Origin of the sequence: Acanthopleuribacter pedis (assembly GCF_017377855.1) — a bacterium.
In the GTDB taxonomy this organism is placed as follows: Bacteria; Acidobacteriota; Holophagae; order Acanthopleuribacterales; family Acanthopleuribacteraceae; genus Acanthopleuribacter; species Acanthopleuribacter pedis.
Genome location: NZ_JAFREP010000001.1, coordinates 1 through 17,725, shown reverse-complemented (window position 1 = coordinate 17,725; position 17,725 = coordinate 1). Strand labels below are relative to the sequence as shown.

Here is a 17,725-nt window from a genome sequence, read left to right as displayed (position 1 = left end):
GTGTGAGATTTGAGGCCGAGGGGAAGGGTACAGATCAGTTGGATCGATACACCGGCAAGCGGTCAAGCGGTTCACAATCGGTCACGGCGCCGTGAAGAACCCGAAATTCTTCGAGGTGGCGTCCGCGCAAACGCGAAACAGACCGGGAGAAACAATCAAGAAGACCCAAAGCAAGGGCGCGACGAACGCGGAACCCTCCTAACGCAACCGTTGATTGCGTTTCGCCCTTTTCTAGCGGAAAGGGCGAGGGGGAAACGCGTGAGACGCGGTAAATGATCGCCTCTCATGAACACCGATAAAGAGAAACATGTAGAGATCACGTCCAATTGAAGGAATTATGGGGAGCCTAGATTAGTTTGTCAAGTGAACAAACAAAGATTCCTCAAAAAAACCGTGCGTCACACCTCCAGGTTGGTTGACGCGGGGACGCGTCGCGACAGGTGCACCACACGGGCAGAGCAAGCATGATTTTACAGAATGCGCCGTTTTTCGCAAAGCGCTATTTTTCCGCGGAGCAAGCGCCACCAGCAAGCCTGCCATCTTGTCGCCTTCTGATGCGCTGGTACACAACAAAAGCCGCGGTGATGGATAGCTCGGATTCACATCAATATAAAGGATCGCCTCAAAAAAGATGTGATCGTTGTTTTCTTTGGACCCGTCGTGAATCCAAGTGTAGGCCCGATCACCCTCCCCAAAAAAAGCACACGCGGCCTATTGACAAGCCGACGGATGGAAACTAGTTTAGGGTGTACTTTTTAAGTACAGTGAATTTACAAAATCAATTCGGTGGTCCACCCGCCTCTGCTGCCACTTTGTCCTCGGGCTAACCCGCTGGGTTTGTGTGCTTCATTCGCACCCACCCGCGCTGTCACGCCCCCCGTCCTCGGATGCACCGATTGTCGTCCTTCACCCGTCGTTGGTTTCCCCATCACCCATGCCCCGTTCCATCCCCGTCCGGCGGCGAGGGTCGAGCTATGCCCCGACGACGGCCGCTTCCATCCCCGCCCTAAGTTTCCCACTTCAATCACGCCACCCCGGCGTGGCCTACCATGAGGAGAAAATATGCTTCGCTTTCGTTGGCAATTCGTGCTGATCCTGTGTGTGATCGGCCAACTTCTGGTTCCCCTTGCGGCCGCCGAGCCGCCCAACCGCCGCATCGTCGGCTATTTCGCTGAATGGCGCAATGGTTCCAACGGGTTACCCACCTATATGGTCGAGGACATTCCCTGGGAACACATCACCCACATCAACTACGCCTTTGCCCAAGTCAATGAAACCACCAACCGCATCGATTTCATCGACCGGGTCGCGGCCGTGGAAACCGAATTCCCCGGCAACTCGGACGCCTACCCCTACGCGGGCCATTTCAACCAATTGAGCAGTCACAAACAACGCTACCCCCACGTCAAAACCCTGATCGCCGTGGGTGGCTGGGCCGCGTCGCGTGGGTTTTACACCATGTGTGAAACGGCCGCGGGCCGCGAGGCGTTCGCCGACAGCGCCGTCCAATTCCTGCGCGATTACGATTTCGACGGCCTCGACATCGATTATGAATACCCCACCTCCACCGCCCAGGCCGGCAACCCCAACGATCAAGACGTGGCTGAACCCCGCCGCGGCCGCTTGTACGCCGACTACCTGGAACTGGTAAAGTTACTTCGCGAGCGTCTGGACCAAGCAGGCCGCGAAGACGGTCGTGAATACCTGCTGACCATGGCCGCGCCCGCCTCCTCCTGGATCCTCGGCGGCATGATGATGGGCGAATACGCCGAATACATGGATTTCGTGAACATGATGACCTACGACTTCCACGGCGCCTGGAACGGCTTCGTCGGCCACAACTCCGCCTTACTCCCCGACGACCGCGATCCCGAAACCCGCCCCCTCGGCGTGCCCGTGTTAAACGTCGACTGGGCCTACCGTTACTTCCGCGGCATTATTCCCCCGTCCAAAATCACCATGGGTGTGCCTTACTACACCCGCGGCTGGCGTAACGTCAACAAAGGCAGCCTTCCCGGCGGTCTGTACGGCAGCGCCGCGCAAAGCAACGGCGGCGCCGTGGGCATCGACAATATCTGGCACGACAAGGACGAAAACGGCGTGGAAATTCCCGCCGGCGCCAACCCGCTGTGGCACGTGATGAACCTTGCCGAAAACCGCCAAAACCTGAGTTACGCGGCCGACTGGGGTTTTGATCCCGATTTGGGCGGCACCTACGAACGGTTTTTCGACGATGTCTCCAAGGTGCCTTACGTCTGGAACGAAAACAAACGGGTGTTCCTCAGCCTTGAAGACGAGGAATCGCTGCGCCACCGCATCGATTACGTGGTGGAAAAAGGATTGGGCGGCATCATGATGTGGGAATTTGCGGGCGATTACGAACGCAAACCCAACGGTGAGTACGGCATGGGCGCCACGCTAACCACGCTGGCCGCCAACCTGTTGCGCGGCGTACCGCCCGCCGATCCCCGCATGAGCACCTTCCCACTTCCCGCGGAAACCGCCGATTACGAAATCACCTTCGGCGGCAATTACGACCACCCCAACTACACCTTTGCGCTGAACCTGACCAACCACGGCACCGAAACCATCGCGGGCGGTTGGAAACTGGCTTTTAGCTTGCCCAAAACCACCACCTTAACCTCGGTTTGGGGCGCCACCTTCACCCGCGTGGGTGAACACGACGATTTCCAACGCTACGAGGTAACCGGCTCGGGCTGGCAAAACATCGAACCTGGCGCATCGATCACCCTACAGGGCATGATGAAACTGACCTTCTCGGGCGGCCCGCGTTTGTTTGTGCTCAACGGCAAAGCATCCAGCTTTGAGGTAGAACCCGGCAACCGCGCCCCCACGGCGGATGCGGGCCCCGACGCGAGCTATCGTGTACCGGCCGAGGTTCGCCTCGACGGCGGCGGCTCCAGCGATCCCGAGGGCGAACGCCTCACCTACCAATGGACCCAGGTAAGCGGCCCAAGCGTTGCTTTGCGCAACGCGGACCAAGCGGTCGCGGGTTTCGATACCCCCGCGATCACCGCCGAAACCCGTTTGGTATTTGAACTGACCGTGGCCGACAGCGAACACCGTGTCAGCGATCAAGTGACCATCACCCTGTTGCCGCCCGTCGCCAACCGCGCACCCAACGCCGACGCGGGCCGGGACCAACGCGGCACCGCCCCGGCCGAAATCACCCTGATGGGCGCGGGCAGCGATCCCGACAACGACCCCATCACCTTTAGCTGGATTCAGGAAGACGGCCCCCGCGTGACCTTGACCGGCGCGGATACCGCCACCCCGCGCTTCAGCGTGGATGCGCTCAGCGACACCACCACCTACATCTTCAGCCTGACCGTATCCGACGGCGAGCTGAGCGACCGCGACAGCGTGGTGGTCATCCTCGACCCGCGCGGTGTGAACCAAGCACCGGAGGCGCGCGTAACCGGCCCCGACACGGTCAAATCCGGCGACCGCGTGCGTTTTGACGCGGGTGGCTCCAGCGATCCCGACGGCGACCCGATCAGCTTTTCTTGGGACGTCCCCCGCGAGATTGACGCCCCGGTAACCGACGACGCCGTGTTGGGTTTCAGCGCCCCCGTGGTCGCGAGCGAAACCACCTTCGAGCTGACCCTGCGCGTTTCCGACGGCCAACTGAGCGACAGCCAGGTCGTGATGTTGCGGGTTCAACCGAGCGATGACTGCCCCGACGACTACGACCCCAACGATTACCCGGCATGGGACGCCGCCGCGACCTACCAAGGCGGCGACATGGTTTCCTACATGGAAAAAGTGTACCGCGCCAAGTGGTGGTCGCAGGGTAATGAACCCGGGGCGAGCGATGTATGGGAAGCCATGTCGCGCTCGGCCGAATGGAACAACCAAAAGGCCTACAACGGCGGTGACGAGGTTGACCACAACGGTCGCCGCTGGCGCGCCAAGTGGTGGACCCGCGGTGAAGAACCGGGTCGCGCCTCGGTCTGGGAAGACGTCGGCCCCGCCGGCGGTTGCTAACCATGGACCATGAACCATGAGCCGGAAAAGGCACGCCTCGGCGTGCCTTTTTTGTCGATCTGCTTGAGGAACACCGATTAATCGCGCCCGCCACGATCAACCTTCGGGTCGGCAGGCCTTTTCAGATCCCGCGTGCCGTGAACCGCCTCAAAAAAACAAAGTACAACTTTCGATTGGGTTAGGAACGGCGGGGCAAAATAAGAGCTTCAATTGCTCGACTTAGTTTGGAAATATCGGGTTCAGATGCGCACTCCGCCGCAAGATCGCCTCTTCGTCGATCGGACTCAGGGAACTAAACACCACCTCGTTGTTCACTTTCAAGAACCAATCGGTAGGTCGCCCTTGAAAGGGAGCGGAAGACCAAGCTGCCTCTCCTATTTTCTGCACGAATAACTGCTTGTCAGACAGATAAAAAATGTGGTCGCGCACCAGAATAGGCGTAAACAGGCTTTTACCGGCAAGGACTTCGATCAAGCCCTCTTCTTGCAACTGAAACACTGCAAACTCAGGCTCCTCGGTTCCATAAAAAGCCGTATAACGTACTGAAACCAAAGTCCCGTCGGGAGATAGGATCACGTCAGACACCTTTCTCTTCAGTTTGGCCTGCCCGCGCTTTTCGCCCGATTCCAAATCGATTAGCCACAAGATTTTGCGTGTCTGCTTCACCGCGGCCATGGTCGGCTGATCCAAGGCAATCTCAATCCGCGTTTGCTTGGGTTTAAACGCATACAACGCTTCGCCCTCGGCATTGTAAACCTGTTTTCCGATACGGAAATAGGCGCCCCGTTGAAAAACCTCAAAAGCAGCGGTAGACAGACTATCTCCCAGATCGACCTTGCTCCTGCCGAATACATCCGATTGCGCCGTTCCCTTTCGAGCCTCAAACATTTTGGTGAGCTTCCCGTCCCATTCAACACGCAACAGGCCGCTACGATGCCAGATAAAGAAAGGTTCTTCAAAGCGTTGACCACCCACCACATTGAGGTAATGGTCTTGGTTAAAAGGCTTGCAAAGGTACTTTTTGGCTTTAATTTCGCGAATTTCGCCCTGCTCCCGGTCCAAAATCCAAAGATGCTTTTGTCCGATCAACATCAGGTTTCGGGTACCGGGTATCCAGGCCAACCGCCGATAACCACTCTGATAGGCTTTGCGCAGGCTCCCGGATTTAACAGGTTTGCCCTTTCTCTTAATCGGGTGTTTGACGGTATTCGGCACCGTCACCGTGTCCATGTAATCCGCACAAGCCGCCGCGTAGGAACCTGTCTTTTTGGGCCCTTCACTTCGACTGTAGGGAAAGACCACCTCAAGCCGCCCGTCGGCCGACAACACAAACAAACCAACTTTCTTATTTTGCAGAAAGCGATGCTTCGCAAAAAAAGCGGTGTCCCCGGTTTCCGGGTTCACCACGGTGTATTCAATGTCTTTAAAATAGGAGTAAATAGGCAAACCCGGTTCATTTACCGCTTGAACAAGCTTGAGCGACCTGCCCTCGGCGGTCCACCAAATCTTTTGTTCTAAATCGACCAAGCGCTGGTCTGGATCAGCCAGCTCATGGGACTTTTCATGAACCACAACTTGCACGTCGGCGGGAATCGCGGAACCGGCGGCCAAGACAACAGCGCCCCCCCAGAAAAATAAGATACAACACCCTAACCAATTTAAATGAGACACGAGAAACTCCAAATAAAGCCGGATATCATCGAGGATACCGCGCGGCGTTAAGACCGGTTGCACGACTCAAGCAAACGCCCTTATTGGGAGTACGCGCAAAAAGGCCGACGAAACGTCGACACGTCAAACCGCGAGCAGAACCACAGCCTTTCGGTTAACTCGGTCGCGATGGTTTTAGCTAAACAATGCCGAGTTCGAAGTTCAGCACCAAGGCGGCCGCGCCCAACAAGACAATGTCCGCGCCAAGCTCGGAGATTTTGATTTCAATTTGGTTGATCAACACCGGATAAGAGCGCCGAAACACTTCCTGGCGAATGGGTTCGAGGAAGGCGTCGCCGAACCGAGCCATGCTGCCGGCGATGTAAATATGGCGAATGTTCATCGCGCCCACCAGGTGGGCCATGGCCGCCCCCAGAGAGCGACCGGAGCGTTCAATCACCGGCTGTACCGTAAAATCGTGATCCAGGTAGGCTTGTAAAATGGCGTTGGAGCTAAGTGGCTCACCGTTGCGCACGGTCTGGTGCAACTTGGAGCTGGGATTGGCGGCGGCAATTTGCGACATTTGCTCGGACAACGCCCGTGTTGAAGCCACGGTTTCAAGACAACCCTTGTGCCCACAGGTACATAACTTACCGTTGGGGTCCACCACCACATGGCCGATCTCGCCGGCGGAAAAGCCGTCGCCAAAAAAGATCTCGCCGCCGAAAATGATACCGGAACCGATGCCGCGGCCCACCTTCACCAAAATCAGGTTTTGGATGCCGTCTTCCCGTGAAGAAAAAAGGAATTGGGCCAGCGCCGCCAACTGTGCATCGTTGGCCAAATACACGGGCAACGAAAAACGTTCTTCCAACACATCCCGCAGCGCTAGGTCGGTCCAGTTGAGGTTAATCGCATTTTTGACCACACCTTGGTACGGCTCAACCACACCCGGTGTCCCAATGCCGATCCCCAACACGGGCTGGGTCGCGCGTTCCTGCAACTGCTCAATCAAGGCAATGACCTGTTCCACCGCGGCCGGGCCGCGTTGCTCACCCAAGGAAACCTTAACGCGCTCCAAAACCTCGCCGCGCAGGTTCATCAAGCTGCCGCGAAACATGTCACTCGCCAAATCAAGCGTGATCAACTGGCGCGCGTCTTTGTTGAAACTAAGCAAGGTCGGTGGTTTGCCCACGCTTTTTTTGGCGAGGCCCACCTCGGACACCATGCCTTCTTCCAATAAGGTACCAACCACGTTGGAAATCGAGGCACGGGTCAGCTTTGTCAATCGCGCCAAGTCGGCCCGACTGATCGGATCGCGCTCGTAAATCATCTTCAAAATAAAGCGTTTATTGTGCTCTTTGGTCTGCTCGCGCGTGGCTTTTTGAGAGGCTGAAATAACTTTATTCACAAAATATCCGACTGATGTTTCCGAGGTTTAACACCGTCTCATCTTAGCAAAGACCCGCACTGAATCAATCAAAAGCTGTGCCCCCGCGCCAATTCGTTCACAAAGCGTGCTTTTTTCCAACAGGTGCGACCAAAGCTTGGCAGAATCGCACGAGTATGTTAGTTAATTAACAAAACAAATTCGGGAGTGAGCACGATGTCTCCTTTTCGTCCCGCCCTTTTTGTCCTTTTCCTTCCAATTTGGTGTGCGTTTCTCCACGCCACCCCACCCAGCGATTTGACCTGGCGGCTTACCGCCGCACCCGACACGAACAATCCCGGGAGCCGCGCCCGGCTCGAATGGCCCAGTCACACGCGCTTTGATCTCAGCGCACCCACCTGGTCTTTGCGTTTTAATTTCCCGCTCGCGTTCCAACCGCTCGCACCCGAAACAGGTTTGCTTCTGCACCATGTCAACGGCGATGTCTGGGAAATCGCGCCTCTAAAAACCTTCAAACCTGGCAAATCGTTCGCCCTAGAACTCGCTTTCGAGGCCGCGGCACTGAATTTCAGCCTCGGTCCCAACGGCGCTTATTTCCGGCCCGCCGCCGAGCAACCGGTCACCCCACTTACCGTCAGCCATACCACCCCGCCCGCCTCCTTGCTTAGCCGCGGCCCGGTCGACACCATGCCCGCGGCCGACGCGAGCGACCGCTTCCAACGCAATCAGAAAGCCGACGGGGAAGCAGAAGTCGACGTCGCCGGCGTTTTCCCAACCCCCAAACAACAGACCCTCGGCGCCGGGTTCGTCAACCTCGGCGCCAACACCGTGATTGTCTACCATCCCGATTTCGCCGCGGAGGCTCGTTTCCTCCAAAACACCTTGCAACAGCGTTTTCAACACCGCGCCTCCCTCAAAGAAGGGCAAACCGCCAAAGCCGGACACATCCTGCTGCGCCGCCTCGAAAAAAACACGGCCGATTCCCCGCGCAAACGCGAGGAAGGGTACCAACTCCGCATCGCCAAGGGCCAACCCATTGAAGCCGCCGCTCACGCTCCCGCCGGTGTGTTTTACGCACTGCAAAGCCTGTTGACCTTGGTTCCACCCGCCGCCTACGGCGGCAAGGCGGACACCTTGCGCTTGCCGGAGATCAGCGTCGACGACGAACCGCGCTTTGCTTACCGCGGTTTTCATCTCGATGTAGCGCGCCATTTCCACGGCCCCGAATCCGTGCGCCGCACCCTCGACGTGATGGCACTGTACAAACTGAACCGATTCCATTTCCACCTCACCGACGACGAGGGCTGGCGTTTGGCGATTAAGGACTACCCCGAACTCACCAACTACGGCGCCACCCGCGGCACCGGTCCCGACGACCTCCTGCCCAGCTTCGGCAGTGGCGCCCGCGACAACGACGCCGGTTCAGGCGCCTATGATCGCGAAACCTTTGTTTCCTTACTGCGCTACGCCGCCGAACGCCACATCGAGGTCATCCCCGAAATTGATTTGCCAGGCCACGCACGAGCCGCCATTCAGGCCATTGAGAAACGCGCGCAGAAAGGTGGCGACTCCGCGACCAAACCCTTCGAGCAAGTCACCAACCTGCGCGACCCCGAGGATCAGTCCGAATACAAATCGGTGCAAGGCTGGAAAGACAACGTCATCTGCGTCTGCCGTCCCGACAGCTACCGCTTCATCGAAAGCGTGATCACCGACTTGGAGGCCATGTATCGGGAAGCCGGTTTGACGCTGAAGGTGGTCCACGCCGGCGGTGACGAGGTCCCCAAGGGCGCTTGGCTCGATTCACCCGCCTGCAAAACCTTTATGGCCAAACACGGCTTCACCGAAAGCAAACACCTGTTTGCCTTCTTTTTCGAGCAACTGCACGCCGCCCTAACCAAGCGCGGTGTCACGCTGGCCGGCTGGGAAGAAATCGCGCTGCTGGAGGACCACGGCGCCGACGATCCCAACCGCGAATTCAACCCAAAACTCAAGCAACCCCCCGCCAGAACCCACGTGTGGAACGATATCCCCGGTTTCGGTCGCGAGGCGCTGGCCTACCAACTGGCCAACAACGGATTTGAGGTGGTTTTGTCCTCGGCCGCCCATCTCTACTTCGATTTGGCCTACGAAAAGGATTATCTCGAGCCGGGCTATTACTGGGCCGGCTACACCGATACCTTTAAGGTGTTCCGGTTTTCACCCCACAACGTTTACGCGGGCGGCGCCTTTGACCGCATGGGCCGACCCATCGATCCCGCCTTTTACACCCGGCACGAACGCCTGAGTGAAGCCGGCAGCAAACGGGTGATCGGTATTCAAGGCCAGTTGTGGAGCGAAACCGTACCCAACCGGGAACGGCTCGAATACATGATGTTACCGAAACTCTTCGGGCTGGCCGAACGGGCATGGTCCCCCAAACCCGCTTGGGAAATGCTGCCCACTTCGCCAGGGCGCGAACAGGCCTTGTTCCGTGACTGGCGCCGCTTCGCCCACCGTTTGGGACAGGTCGAACTACCGCGCCTGGACCGACTGAACGGCGGTTATGCCTACCGCCTGCCGCCACCCGGCGCCGTATTGCGCGACGGTTTGGTGCACGCCAACACCGCCTTTCCCGGGCTGACCATCCGCTACAGCACCGACGGCGGCGCGCCCACCGAGCAATCGCCCGTCTATACAAAACCCTTTCGGGCAACACAAAGCGTACGCTTGGCCGTCTTTGATCAACGCGGCCGCGGCAGCCGCATCACCACGGTAACCGTCCCACAAGAAGCGGAACAAAAAGGCGCGCCCACGCCCTAACGCGGAAAAGGTGTGATCGGACGACGGCCACACCTTTTCCCCTACTTAGGTGTAGTTAATCAGAGATTCAACTTGGGTGTTGCCGAGTTTTTCACGGCCGTTAAGGAACCCGAGTTCGATCACGAACCCGAAACCGACCACAATCCCATCGATTTTGGCGATCAGTTTACCGGCCGCCTCCGCCGTGCCGCCCGTGGCCAGCAAGTCATCGATGATCAGTACACGGTGGTCTTTAACCACCGCATCCACATGGATTTCCAAGGTATCCGTACCGTACTCCAAATCGTAGGTTAGCGAATGCGTGTGGTAGGGAAGTTTGCCAGGTTTGCGAACCGGGGCGAAACCACAGCCTAACTGACGGGCCACGCCGGGTCCAAAAATGAACCCGCGCGATTCGATACCAACCACCAGGTCGATTTTTTGGTCTTTAAACGGGGCCGCCATGTCTTTAATAACCGCGTCAAGCGCCTCGGCGTTGGCGAGCAGGGGCGTGATGTCTTTAAAAATAATACCGGGTTTGGGAAAGTCGGGAATATCGCGAATCAGGGACTGATAATCCATGGTCGAAATCCTTTGATGAGATAGTGGCTTGCGTCCAGGGTGCGCGAATTTTTCGGGACCCTCCCACCATCGCCGGGGCTGAGGCGTTTTTGAAGAACCGCGTCGACCGTGCCACGGCCACAACGACTTTGACCGACACCTTTTACACCCATGGCGAACGAAATGGAGATCACCGGCAGTGCACACACCGGATCGAAACAACATGGCACTTAGGAACAAAGAACCGTGAAACGGGCTGCCATGATCGAGAGACCCCATTCTAACGCATTGCCGCGAAGGCACCCCCATGCGAAGTTTTTCTCACACATCTTTTATTTGAATTTATTCGTCCCGGTGCCGACAGTTTATAGAGTACCAACCATGGAAATGTCATTGGGGGAAATCACGTGAAACGGACCATCTGGTTTGCCGTCTTGCTTGCCGTTTGTTTGTGCCACTGTTCCCAGCAGCCGCAACCGCCCGAACCCGCCACGCCGAACCAAGTCGCCCATGATCCCACGCGACCGCGCGTGTGCATGGCCTTCCAAGAGTACCAACTCGGCGATAAGGGTTTTAACGACATGCAGTACACCGCCATGGCCAAAGCACAAGTCGAGGAAGGCTTTCGCCTCGAACTATTCACCCCCGACAACGAAACCCCCAGCGAACGCGTGCTCGAAAAATGCATCGCCGCCGATTGTAAAATCATCCTCACCACCGAGGGTTATTCGGTCAAAGAACCCGTCGAACGTTTGGCCGCCGTCCATCCCGACCGCCGCTTCATTCTCATGGACGAAAAAGTAGTCGAAGGTCTGCCCAACCTCACTTCACGCTACTTCATCACGGCGGAGGCGGCTTACCTGGCCGGAATCATCGCGGCCGACCTCAGTCAAAGCGGGGTGCTCGGGATCGTCGGTGGCAAACAAGAAAACACCGTCTTGGATTTTGTGGTCGGTTTCGAGCAGGGTGCCAAAGCGACCCGCCCCGACATCGTCATCGAAAAACGCTGGGTCGACGCCGCCGACCCCACCACCCTGCCTTGGTTCAACCCGGTCACCGCCGCCAACCTGACCCAGGCGCTCGCGGAAGAACACCGCGCCGACATCGTGTTTGCAGTTGCCGGCGGATCCAATCTCGGCGTATTTAACAAATGCAAAGAGCTGGGCATCAAAGCCATTGGCTGCGATACCGACCAGGATCATCTCGCCAAGGGCGTGATCCTCACCAGCGTCATCAAAAAACTCGATACCGTGCTTGAGCAAACCGTCAAACAATGTGTGAACGGACGCTTCCTCGCCGGTGCCCACGGCGCGGGTTTGGCCCAAGACGGCGTCAGCCTCTCACCCATGCGGTACACCTACGAACAAATCCCCGCCGAGACCCACGCCAAGGTCGCCGCCGCCAAAGCCGCGATCATCGCCGGCGAAATTTCAGTCACCTCGGCCTGGCGTCAGGCCGCGGCCAAAGCTGTCGACGAGTAAGCCCATGAAATGGATCAATCGGCGTTCCATTTCCGCCAAAATGAACCTGGTGGTGATTGGTTGCCTCGTCTGTTTCATGCTGGTTCCCGGACTCTTTTTTATTGAACTCATCGTCAAACATCTTCGCGAGGAACACGATGAGCAAAACAGTTACCTTTGCAAACTCGCGGCCGACATCTACGCCTCGCCCCTGGCCCAAAGCGATTACGCCACGGTGCTCTCCCTAACGCTCGGTTTCCTCGAAAGCGAAAATTTGGAGCAAATCGCCGTTTACAACGACAAAGGCATCAACCTCATTCCCGCCAAATCCGCCGCGACCACGCGTGCCTTCCAAACCGTGGAATACCGCAACACCATTTACATCAAAGCCGGGAACCAAAGCAAGGGCATCCCCATCGGGGAAGTTGTGATGACCTTTAAAGCCGACGACCTCCTCGAGGAGGTGCGCCAGGTTCGTTGGTTCCTGATTTCCATGGTCATCCTAACCATGGCCATGACCACGCTGATGGTCGTGATTCTGCTGCAAAACCTGATCAAAGTACCCATTGACGAGCTCATCGAATCCGTCGGTGAAGTCAAGATGGGTAATTTCGACCGTCGCGCACGGATTTTCGCGGACGACGACCTGGGCACCCTCGCCGGTGATTTCAACGACATGACCGCCCACCTTAAACAGGTCAGCACCGAGTTGACCAGCGCCAAACAAATCGCGGAAAAAGCCAGCCAGACCAAATCAGAATTCCTGGCCAACATGAGCCACGAAATCCGCACGCCGATGAACGCCATCATCGGCTTCTCCGGCCTCGCCTTGCGCGGTAACCTGCCGCCCAAGCTGTTTGACTACCTTTCAAAAATTGAACTGGCCGCCAAAAACCTGCTCGGCATCATCAACGACATTTTGGATTTTTCAAAAATCGAAGCCGGCAAAATGGAACTAGAAACAGTGGCCTTCAACATGGAAAACGTGTTTCAGAACTTGGCCAACGTGATCGCCTTTCGCGCGGAGGAAAAAGGGCTGGAAATTCATTTCGACATCGACCTGGACGTGCCGGTCCAGTTGTGCGGTGATCCCTTGCGTCTTGGTCAGGTGCTGCTCAACCTGGCGGGCAACGCCGTGAAATTTACCGAGACAGGCATGGTCACCGTGCGCGCCACCCTGGAACGCGCGCCGAGTGAAGGGCCGGCGGCAATCTGCACCGTTCGTTTTTATATCGAAGACAGCGGGATCGGCATGTCCCAAACCCAAATCGACAAACTTTTCCAGTCGTTCTCCCAGGCCGACAACTCGATCACCCGTAAATACGGCGGCACCGGCCTGGGTCTCACCATTTCGAAGTACCTGGTGGAACTCATGGACGGCGAGATTTCGGTGAACAGTGCCGAGGGCGAAGGCAGTACCTTCACCTTCACCGCGCGGTTCCCCATGCCCAAACACCCTGCACCGCAACGTTTCCTGTGTCCACCATACCTGGCCGGCTCACGCATTTTGGTTTGTGAGGACAACCCCGCCGTGCTGGCCACGCTCACCCAACTGCTCAAACACTTCGGTTTGGTGGTCGCCGGTGCCGACAGCCCCGAAACCTTGCGTACCGTGTTGCACCGCAGACAACCGCCCCGTTTCGAATTGGTCCTGCTCAACCGCACCTTGGCAGGCCGCGACGGGCTCGCGCTGTGGCGCACCGTCAAAGCCCACGCCGCGCTCACCCAAGCCGTGCTGATCACCATGGTGCCGACCCTGTATTCGGAGGAGGACCGCGTCAAAGCCGTCTCGGCCGGTACCACCTTGTTTCTCACCAAACCGGTCACGCCTTCCTCTTTGTTTGATGCCGTGGTGGCCGCGCTTGGACGGGGCCGCGCCCAAGAGGTCCAACCCCACCGGGTCCGCGGCCCGTCAACCACAAGGGTCGGCCTCTCCGGTTTGCGCGTTTTGGTTGTGGAAGACAACGAAATCAACCGCCAGGTCGTTAGCGAGCTCTTGCGAGGCGAGGGCGTCATCGTCGACCTGGCCGAGAACGGTCGCGAGGCGCTTGACCGCATCCAAGACCCCAACAGGCCCGCCTGGCACGCGGTGCTAATGGATTTGCAAATGCCGGTTTTGGACGGGCACCAAGCCACGCGGGCCGTCCGCGAATGGGAGCAAACACGAGGAACCGAAAAAGGCCGCCTGCCGATCATCGCGCTCACCGCCCACGCCATGGACGGCGAAAGCGAACGCTGCTTCGCCTCGGGCATGGACGCCTTCGTCAGCAAACCCATCGAACCGGCGGTGCTGTTTGAAACGCTGGCCTGTTGGGCGGGTTGGCAAGGCGAGGGCCCGCCGGCCACCTCAAACAACCCCACCGCATCCCCAACGCCCCGAGCGGGGGAAGCAAGCATCCTCGACACGGCCATGGGCATTCACCGCATGGGCAACAACCGTGCATTGTACCTGCGGGTCTTGGCCTCGTTTTGCAACGAACATCGCGACGCAATCGCCCGCATCAAAGCCGCGGTTGCAGAGGAGGCCTTCCTCGAAGCCGCCACCATTGTCCACAATTTAAAAGGTGTCGGCGGGAACCTGGGCGCGGACAAGCTGTACCAAACCATCCTCCCCTTGGAAAAACGCCTGAAGGGACAAGAGCGAGAAGGTTTGGCCGCATTAATCGCCCAACTCGACACCGACCTGCAAGCAGTTTTCGAGGCGGCGGACCAATGCCGGGAGGAAGCGCAAATCGTCGACGCCTAACCCGCGAAGAAGACCAGGGGTGAAAGGGATAGAGAAAGCCAATACTGAGTATTTTATTTAAATCATTTTTTTACGCTAGTGCATCACCAAAACAGCAGTGTTCGCTTTCTCCATCTAATAAAAAAACACCCAAATGGACGTCCACTTCATTGCACCAAGTATGGGACCTTCCCGGCTATATGCCAAAAACAGACGATTTCGACCCCCGCCCATATGTACCATCCTGAAGTTCCCTTTTCGGGTTGGTGTCTCAAGCCATTCAAGGGCTGGATTTCAGACTTTACATGCAGCGAGATGCCAACCTTTAACCTAAGAAGCGCGATAACTCGCGGTGATTTTGGCTAAACCTCTGGGCTGCAACGGCCTGTAAAAATGCTCACCGCACCCAACGGGTGCGCCTCCGCTTTTTCCAAACCATTTCGCTCCAGATCTTTAGCCAAAATCCGTTTTAATCGATCAACTATTTCCCGTTCACTATCTGATCCATCTAATTTTGAAATCAGTTCTTCAATATTGTCACGCACAAAGTCTCCATATGGTTCAACAAGTCTAGCGCTCATCCCTAAAGGAAGGGGCTGCTTACCATGGTTGGAATTCCTGCGAGACTAGTCTTTAAGGTGCGGTTGGGTTAGTTCATCAAAGGGCGCTCCAAGAAAGAGCGTTGAGCTAGTCCGTCTAAGTGCATTTTGGCAAACAAAGTAAGCTCGCTTCCTTGTTCGTATTCTCTTTGAATTGGTCTTCATGAACTTCAGTGCGACTTTGTATGCAGCTTTGATTTTCTCGGGGTTTTCAACAAAAGTTTCTGTTTTATAGTTCCAGTAGCTTTTGTAAAGCCCGAGAAATCCGTGGGGCAGAAAAGCTCTATTCGCATTCTTGTATTCTAATGGGGAAAACAAATGAATAGACGGCCCTCCATCTCGCTGGGGGATGAAGTAGACGGTGCGCCCATCTTTCTTGATTTCAGAAAAGTTCAATGGCATTTCAAGCCATTCATCATGGATCACGAAGAAGAGAGCACACATTTTTGTTTTCCTAGTCTCGGTTATTTCATCAAGGCTTTTGAAAGTTTTTAGTTTCGGCTCCTCGTAATCCAGGTCAGGAACGAGCGAGCAAGATCTCTCCAGAAAGAAGGAGACTATATTTTCGAAATCCTTGTCTTCTATAAAAAAGTCACACTGGGACATGTGTTTTACCTGCTCTCTTTGTGTAATTATTGAAAGTGGATTCAAAGGCCATGGGTTTCGTGTTCTATACTAAGGTCATCGTACTCTTTTTCTCGATTTTTGTTTCTCTTGCTATTGGGTTTTCGTTCTGCCTCAAACACCTTTCGGGTTGTGCCATCTTTGTTCAAGATTTGAACATCAGGCCTTCGGTTAGATGGGTGGCCTTGAATTCTCCTTTCGCTTAAGACTTGCTCGCCCGGCTTTGTCTCTGATCTAGCCTTTCCCTGAAGCTCCCGAACCTTCTTTTGGTGATCGGGTTTTCCCTTGGAACCATATGGGTTTCTTGGGGGCTTCTTTACCGTTTTGCTTGTGTCACTTGCTGTGTCCGCGGCAGAGGCGGCTTGTCGCACATCAATTACATTGTCTGCAGCCCGAGCACCATCGGCTATTTTATCACCAGCCCGAGCCGCTTTGATCACCGCACCGGCCCCACCCGGCACAAAAGGCGTTGCAGCTGCCGCGGTGTCGATGATCACGCCACCCGCGTCAATGGTTGCGTCCAACCAATTACCCTCGCTCACGTTGTACACAAAGGACGCCACGCCGATTCCGATATTGGCGACATCCCATGCCGTTTCTACCGCGTTCCCGTCGGGATCGTAGGCGTTGGCCGGGTTTTGGTACGTGTAGCTGTAGAGGTTGTAGCTGTTGGGTAGGAATGGATTGAAGTCACGCGCTTCATCGGGTTGCAGGAAACAGCCCATCCTCGGCTCGTAGTAACGTGCCTTCATGTACACCAGGCCGGTGTTGTCCTCGTCGTGGCCGGTGAATCCGTGAGCCCCTTTGGTTTTCACCGACGAAACCGTTGGTGTTCCGTAGGGCTCGTAGAACTGGGATTGGGGTTGTTCCTGGTCCGCGTCCCAAATGACTGCCGGGTTGCCTAAGCGATCATGGAAACGGTAGGTTTCCTTGCGGCCGGTTTGCGTGCCTTTGGCTGAGAAGCTTGTTTCCTCGGTGTACACCGCTTTGTCGTCGAATAGGATGTACTGGCGCCGGCTTTTCAGTTGGCCTTTGTTTGTCGCGGCGGTGCTGAAGTCCTCCTCGGTCAGGATGGCGCCGTTTAAGTCGCGCACCGAATAGGTCACCTTGTTGGACGCGGTTTCCCATTTGGCGACCCGTTGGCCGAACGCGTCGTAGAGGTAGTATTCCTCCCAATCATCGGTTTGGGCGGCGCCTTGGGTCGTGGTTCCGGCCTTTTTCCCCAGCTCAAAAAAACCGGCGGCGTCGTAGTGATGTTCCGAGGCGAACTTCCGCGTTAGGCGTCCGGCCCCGTCGTAGTCCATCCCGTTGCTGTCATGATGATACGGGTTGCCCCCGCTGTAACTCGCGGAAAAGCTTGGCAGTTGCAGGGTATCGCCGCCGACGTTTGTGTTTAACCCGGATCGGGAAATCAAGTTCCCGCGTGGATCGTAGCGGTAATCAACCGTCGCCGGACCCATGGTGAGTTTCGCGAGTTGGCCCAGCTCGGTGTAGTCGTAGAAAAACAAGCGCGAGCTGAACAGGTTGTCGCGCCGAATCAAATGGTCTACGAACCCGAAGGCGTTGTACTGGATGGTGGCTTCGGTAAAAAGGGCGTCGCCGGTCGAGAGGATGTCGAACAGGCGGTGGAGCCGAGGGCGACCGAGACTGTCAACCGCTTGGATCGCGAAGAAGGGTACGTTGGGATATTGTGCGAAGGATCGCGTGTTCTGCTCGAACGAGGTCAGGTAGGCGTCGGTGGTGGTGAAGACCTGGCCGTCAAATCCATGGCGTTGGTCCAACTCGGGCGCCGTCATGGCGCGCAAGGTTTCGTTACAGCCCTTTGATTGGCAACGATCCAAATCATAGGCGGCGCTCAAGTTGTTGCCGTTGTATGGATGAAACCGCGCCAGGTCGATGACTTGGACGAAATCCGGCCCTTGCGGAT

General features: G+C 56.7%; 11 protein-coding genes. 4 read left to right on the top strand and 7 right to left on the bottom strand.

All coding sequences use genetic code 11. The annotated features are described in order from the left end of the window. Positions 1-1,062 precede the first annotated feature (1,062 nt). Positions 1,063-4,008, top strand: a complete 2,946-nt coding sequence (locus tag J3U88_RS00050; RefSeq protein WP_207856065.1) for a glycosyl hydrolase family 18 protein — start codon at positions 1,063-1,065, stop codon at positions 4,006-4,008. 219 nt (positions 4,009-4,227) lie between these two features. On the opposite strand, the gene J3U88_RS00045 is transcribed toward J3U88_RS00050, so the two are convergent. Further along, entirely contained in the window at positions 4,228-5,742 is a 1,515-nt protein-coding gene (locus J3U88_RS00045; RefSeq protein WP_207856064.1) for a hypothetical protein, read from the bottom strand. Between the two features lie 115 nt (positions 5,743-5,857). Beyond that, positions 5,858-7,069: an ROK family protein gene (locus J3U88_RS00040; protein ID WP_207856063.1), complete on the bottom strand. Its 1,212-nt coding sequence runs from the start codon at positions 7,067-7,069 to the stop codon at positions 5,858-5,860. Between the two features lie 195 nt (positions 7,070-7,264). Between J3U88_RS00040 and J3U88_RS00035 the strand changes: the two genes are divergently transcribed. Next, complete coding sequence (locus tag J3U88_RS00035) at positions 7,265-9,850, top strand: beta-N-acetylhexosaminidase (RefSeq protein ID WP_207856062.1); 2,586 nt, start codon at positions 7,265-7,267, stop codon at positions 9,848-9,850. 45 nt (positions 9,851-9,895) lie between these two features. On the opposite strand, the gene J3U88_RS00030 is transcribed toward J3U88_RS00035, so the two are convergent. After that, positions 9,896-10,411 (bottom strand): adenine phosphoribosyltransferase, encoded by a 516-nt coding sequence (locus tag J3U88_RS00030; protein ID WP_207856061.1) that lies wholly within the window; start codon positions 10,409-10,411, stop codon positions 9,896-9,898. A 386-nt stretch (positions 10,412-10,797) separates the two neighbouring features. Here J3U88_RS00030 and J3U88_RS00025 point away from each other — a divergent pair, with 386 nt between their 5' ends. Both J3U88_RS00025 and J3U88_RS00020 read left to right on the top strand, forming a co-directional pair. Beyond that, entirely contained in the window at positions 10,798-11,871 is a 1,074-nt protein-coding gene (locus tag J3U88_RS00025; RefSeq protein ID WP_207856060.1) for a BMP family ABC transporter substrate-binding protein, read from the top strand. Between the two features lie 4 nt (positions 11,872-11,875). Then, on the top strand, positions 11,876-14,596 hold the full coding sequence (locus tag J3U88_RS00020; protein ID WP_207856059.1) for a response regulator: 2,721 nt from the start codon (positions 11,876-11,878) through the stop codon (positions 14,594-14,596). Positions 14,597-14,742: 146 nt separating this feature from the next. On the opposite strand, the gene J3U88_RS35180 is transcribed toward J3U88_RS00020, so the two are convergent. The 4 genes from J3U88_RS35180 to J3U88_RS00005 all read right to left on the bottom strand — a co-directional run. After that, a complete protein-coding gene (locus J3U88_RS35180; RefSeq protein WP_423842024.1) occupies positions 14,743-14,919 on the bottom strand; it encodes an immunity protein Imm33 domain-containing protein in 177 nt (58 codons plus the stop codon). Positions 14,920-14,937: 18 nt separating this feature from the next. Further along, the gene (locus J3U88_RS00015; protein WP_207856058.1) at positions 14,938-15,120 is read right to left on the bottom strand and encodes a hypothetical protein; all 183 of its coding nucleotides are present in this window, start codon (positions 15,118-15,120) and stop codon (positions 14,938-14,940) included. 81 nt (positions 15,121-15,201) lie between these two features. Beyond that, the gene (locus J3U88_RS00010) at positions 15,202-15,780 is read right to left on the bottom strand and encodes a hypothetical protein (protein WP_207856057.1); all 579 of its coding nucleotides are present in this window, start codon (positions 15,778-15,780) and stop codon (positions 15,202-15,204) included. A gap of 41 nt (positions 15,781-15,821) precedes the next feature. Beyond that, positions 15,822-17,725, bottom strand: a 1,904-nt coding sequence (locus tag J3U88_RS00005; RefSeq protein ID WP_207856056.1) for an RHS repeat domain-containing protein, incomplete at its 5' end; no start/stop codon positions are given.

Bases quoted from the DNA above. Each gene is read 5' to 3' on its own strand.
- J3U88_RS00020 (WP_207856059.1), top strand. From the start codon at position 11,876: ATGAAATGGATCAATCGGCGTTCCATTTCCGCCAAAATGAACCTGGTG.
- J3U88_RS00050 (WP_207856065.1), top strand. From the start codon at position 1,063: ATGCTTCGCTTTCGTTGGCAATTCGTGCTGATCCTGTGTGTGATCGGC.
- J3U88_RS00010 (WP_207856057.1), bottom strand. From the start codon at position 15,780: ATGTCCCAGTGTGACTTTTTTATAGAAGACAAGGATTTCGAAAATATA.
- J3U88_RS00035 (WP_207856062.1), top strand. From the start codon at position 7,265: ATGTCTCCTTTTCGTCCCGCCCTTTTTGTCCTTTTCCTTCCAATTTGG.
- J3U88_RS00030 (WP_207856061.1), bottom strand. From the start codon at position 10,411: ATGGATTATCAGTCCCTGATTCGCGATATTCCCGACTTTCCCAAACCC.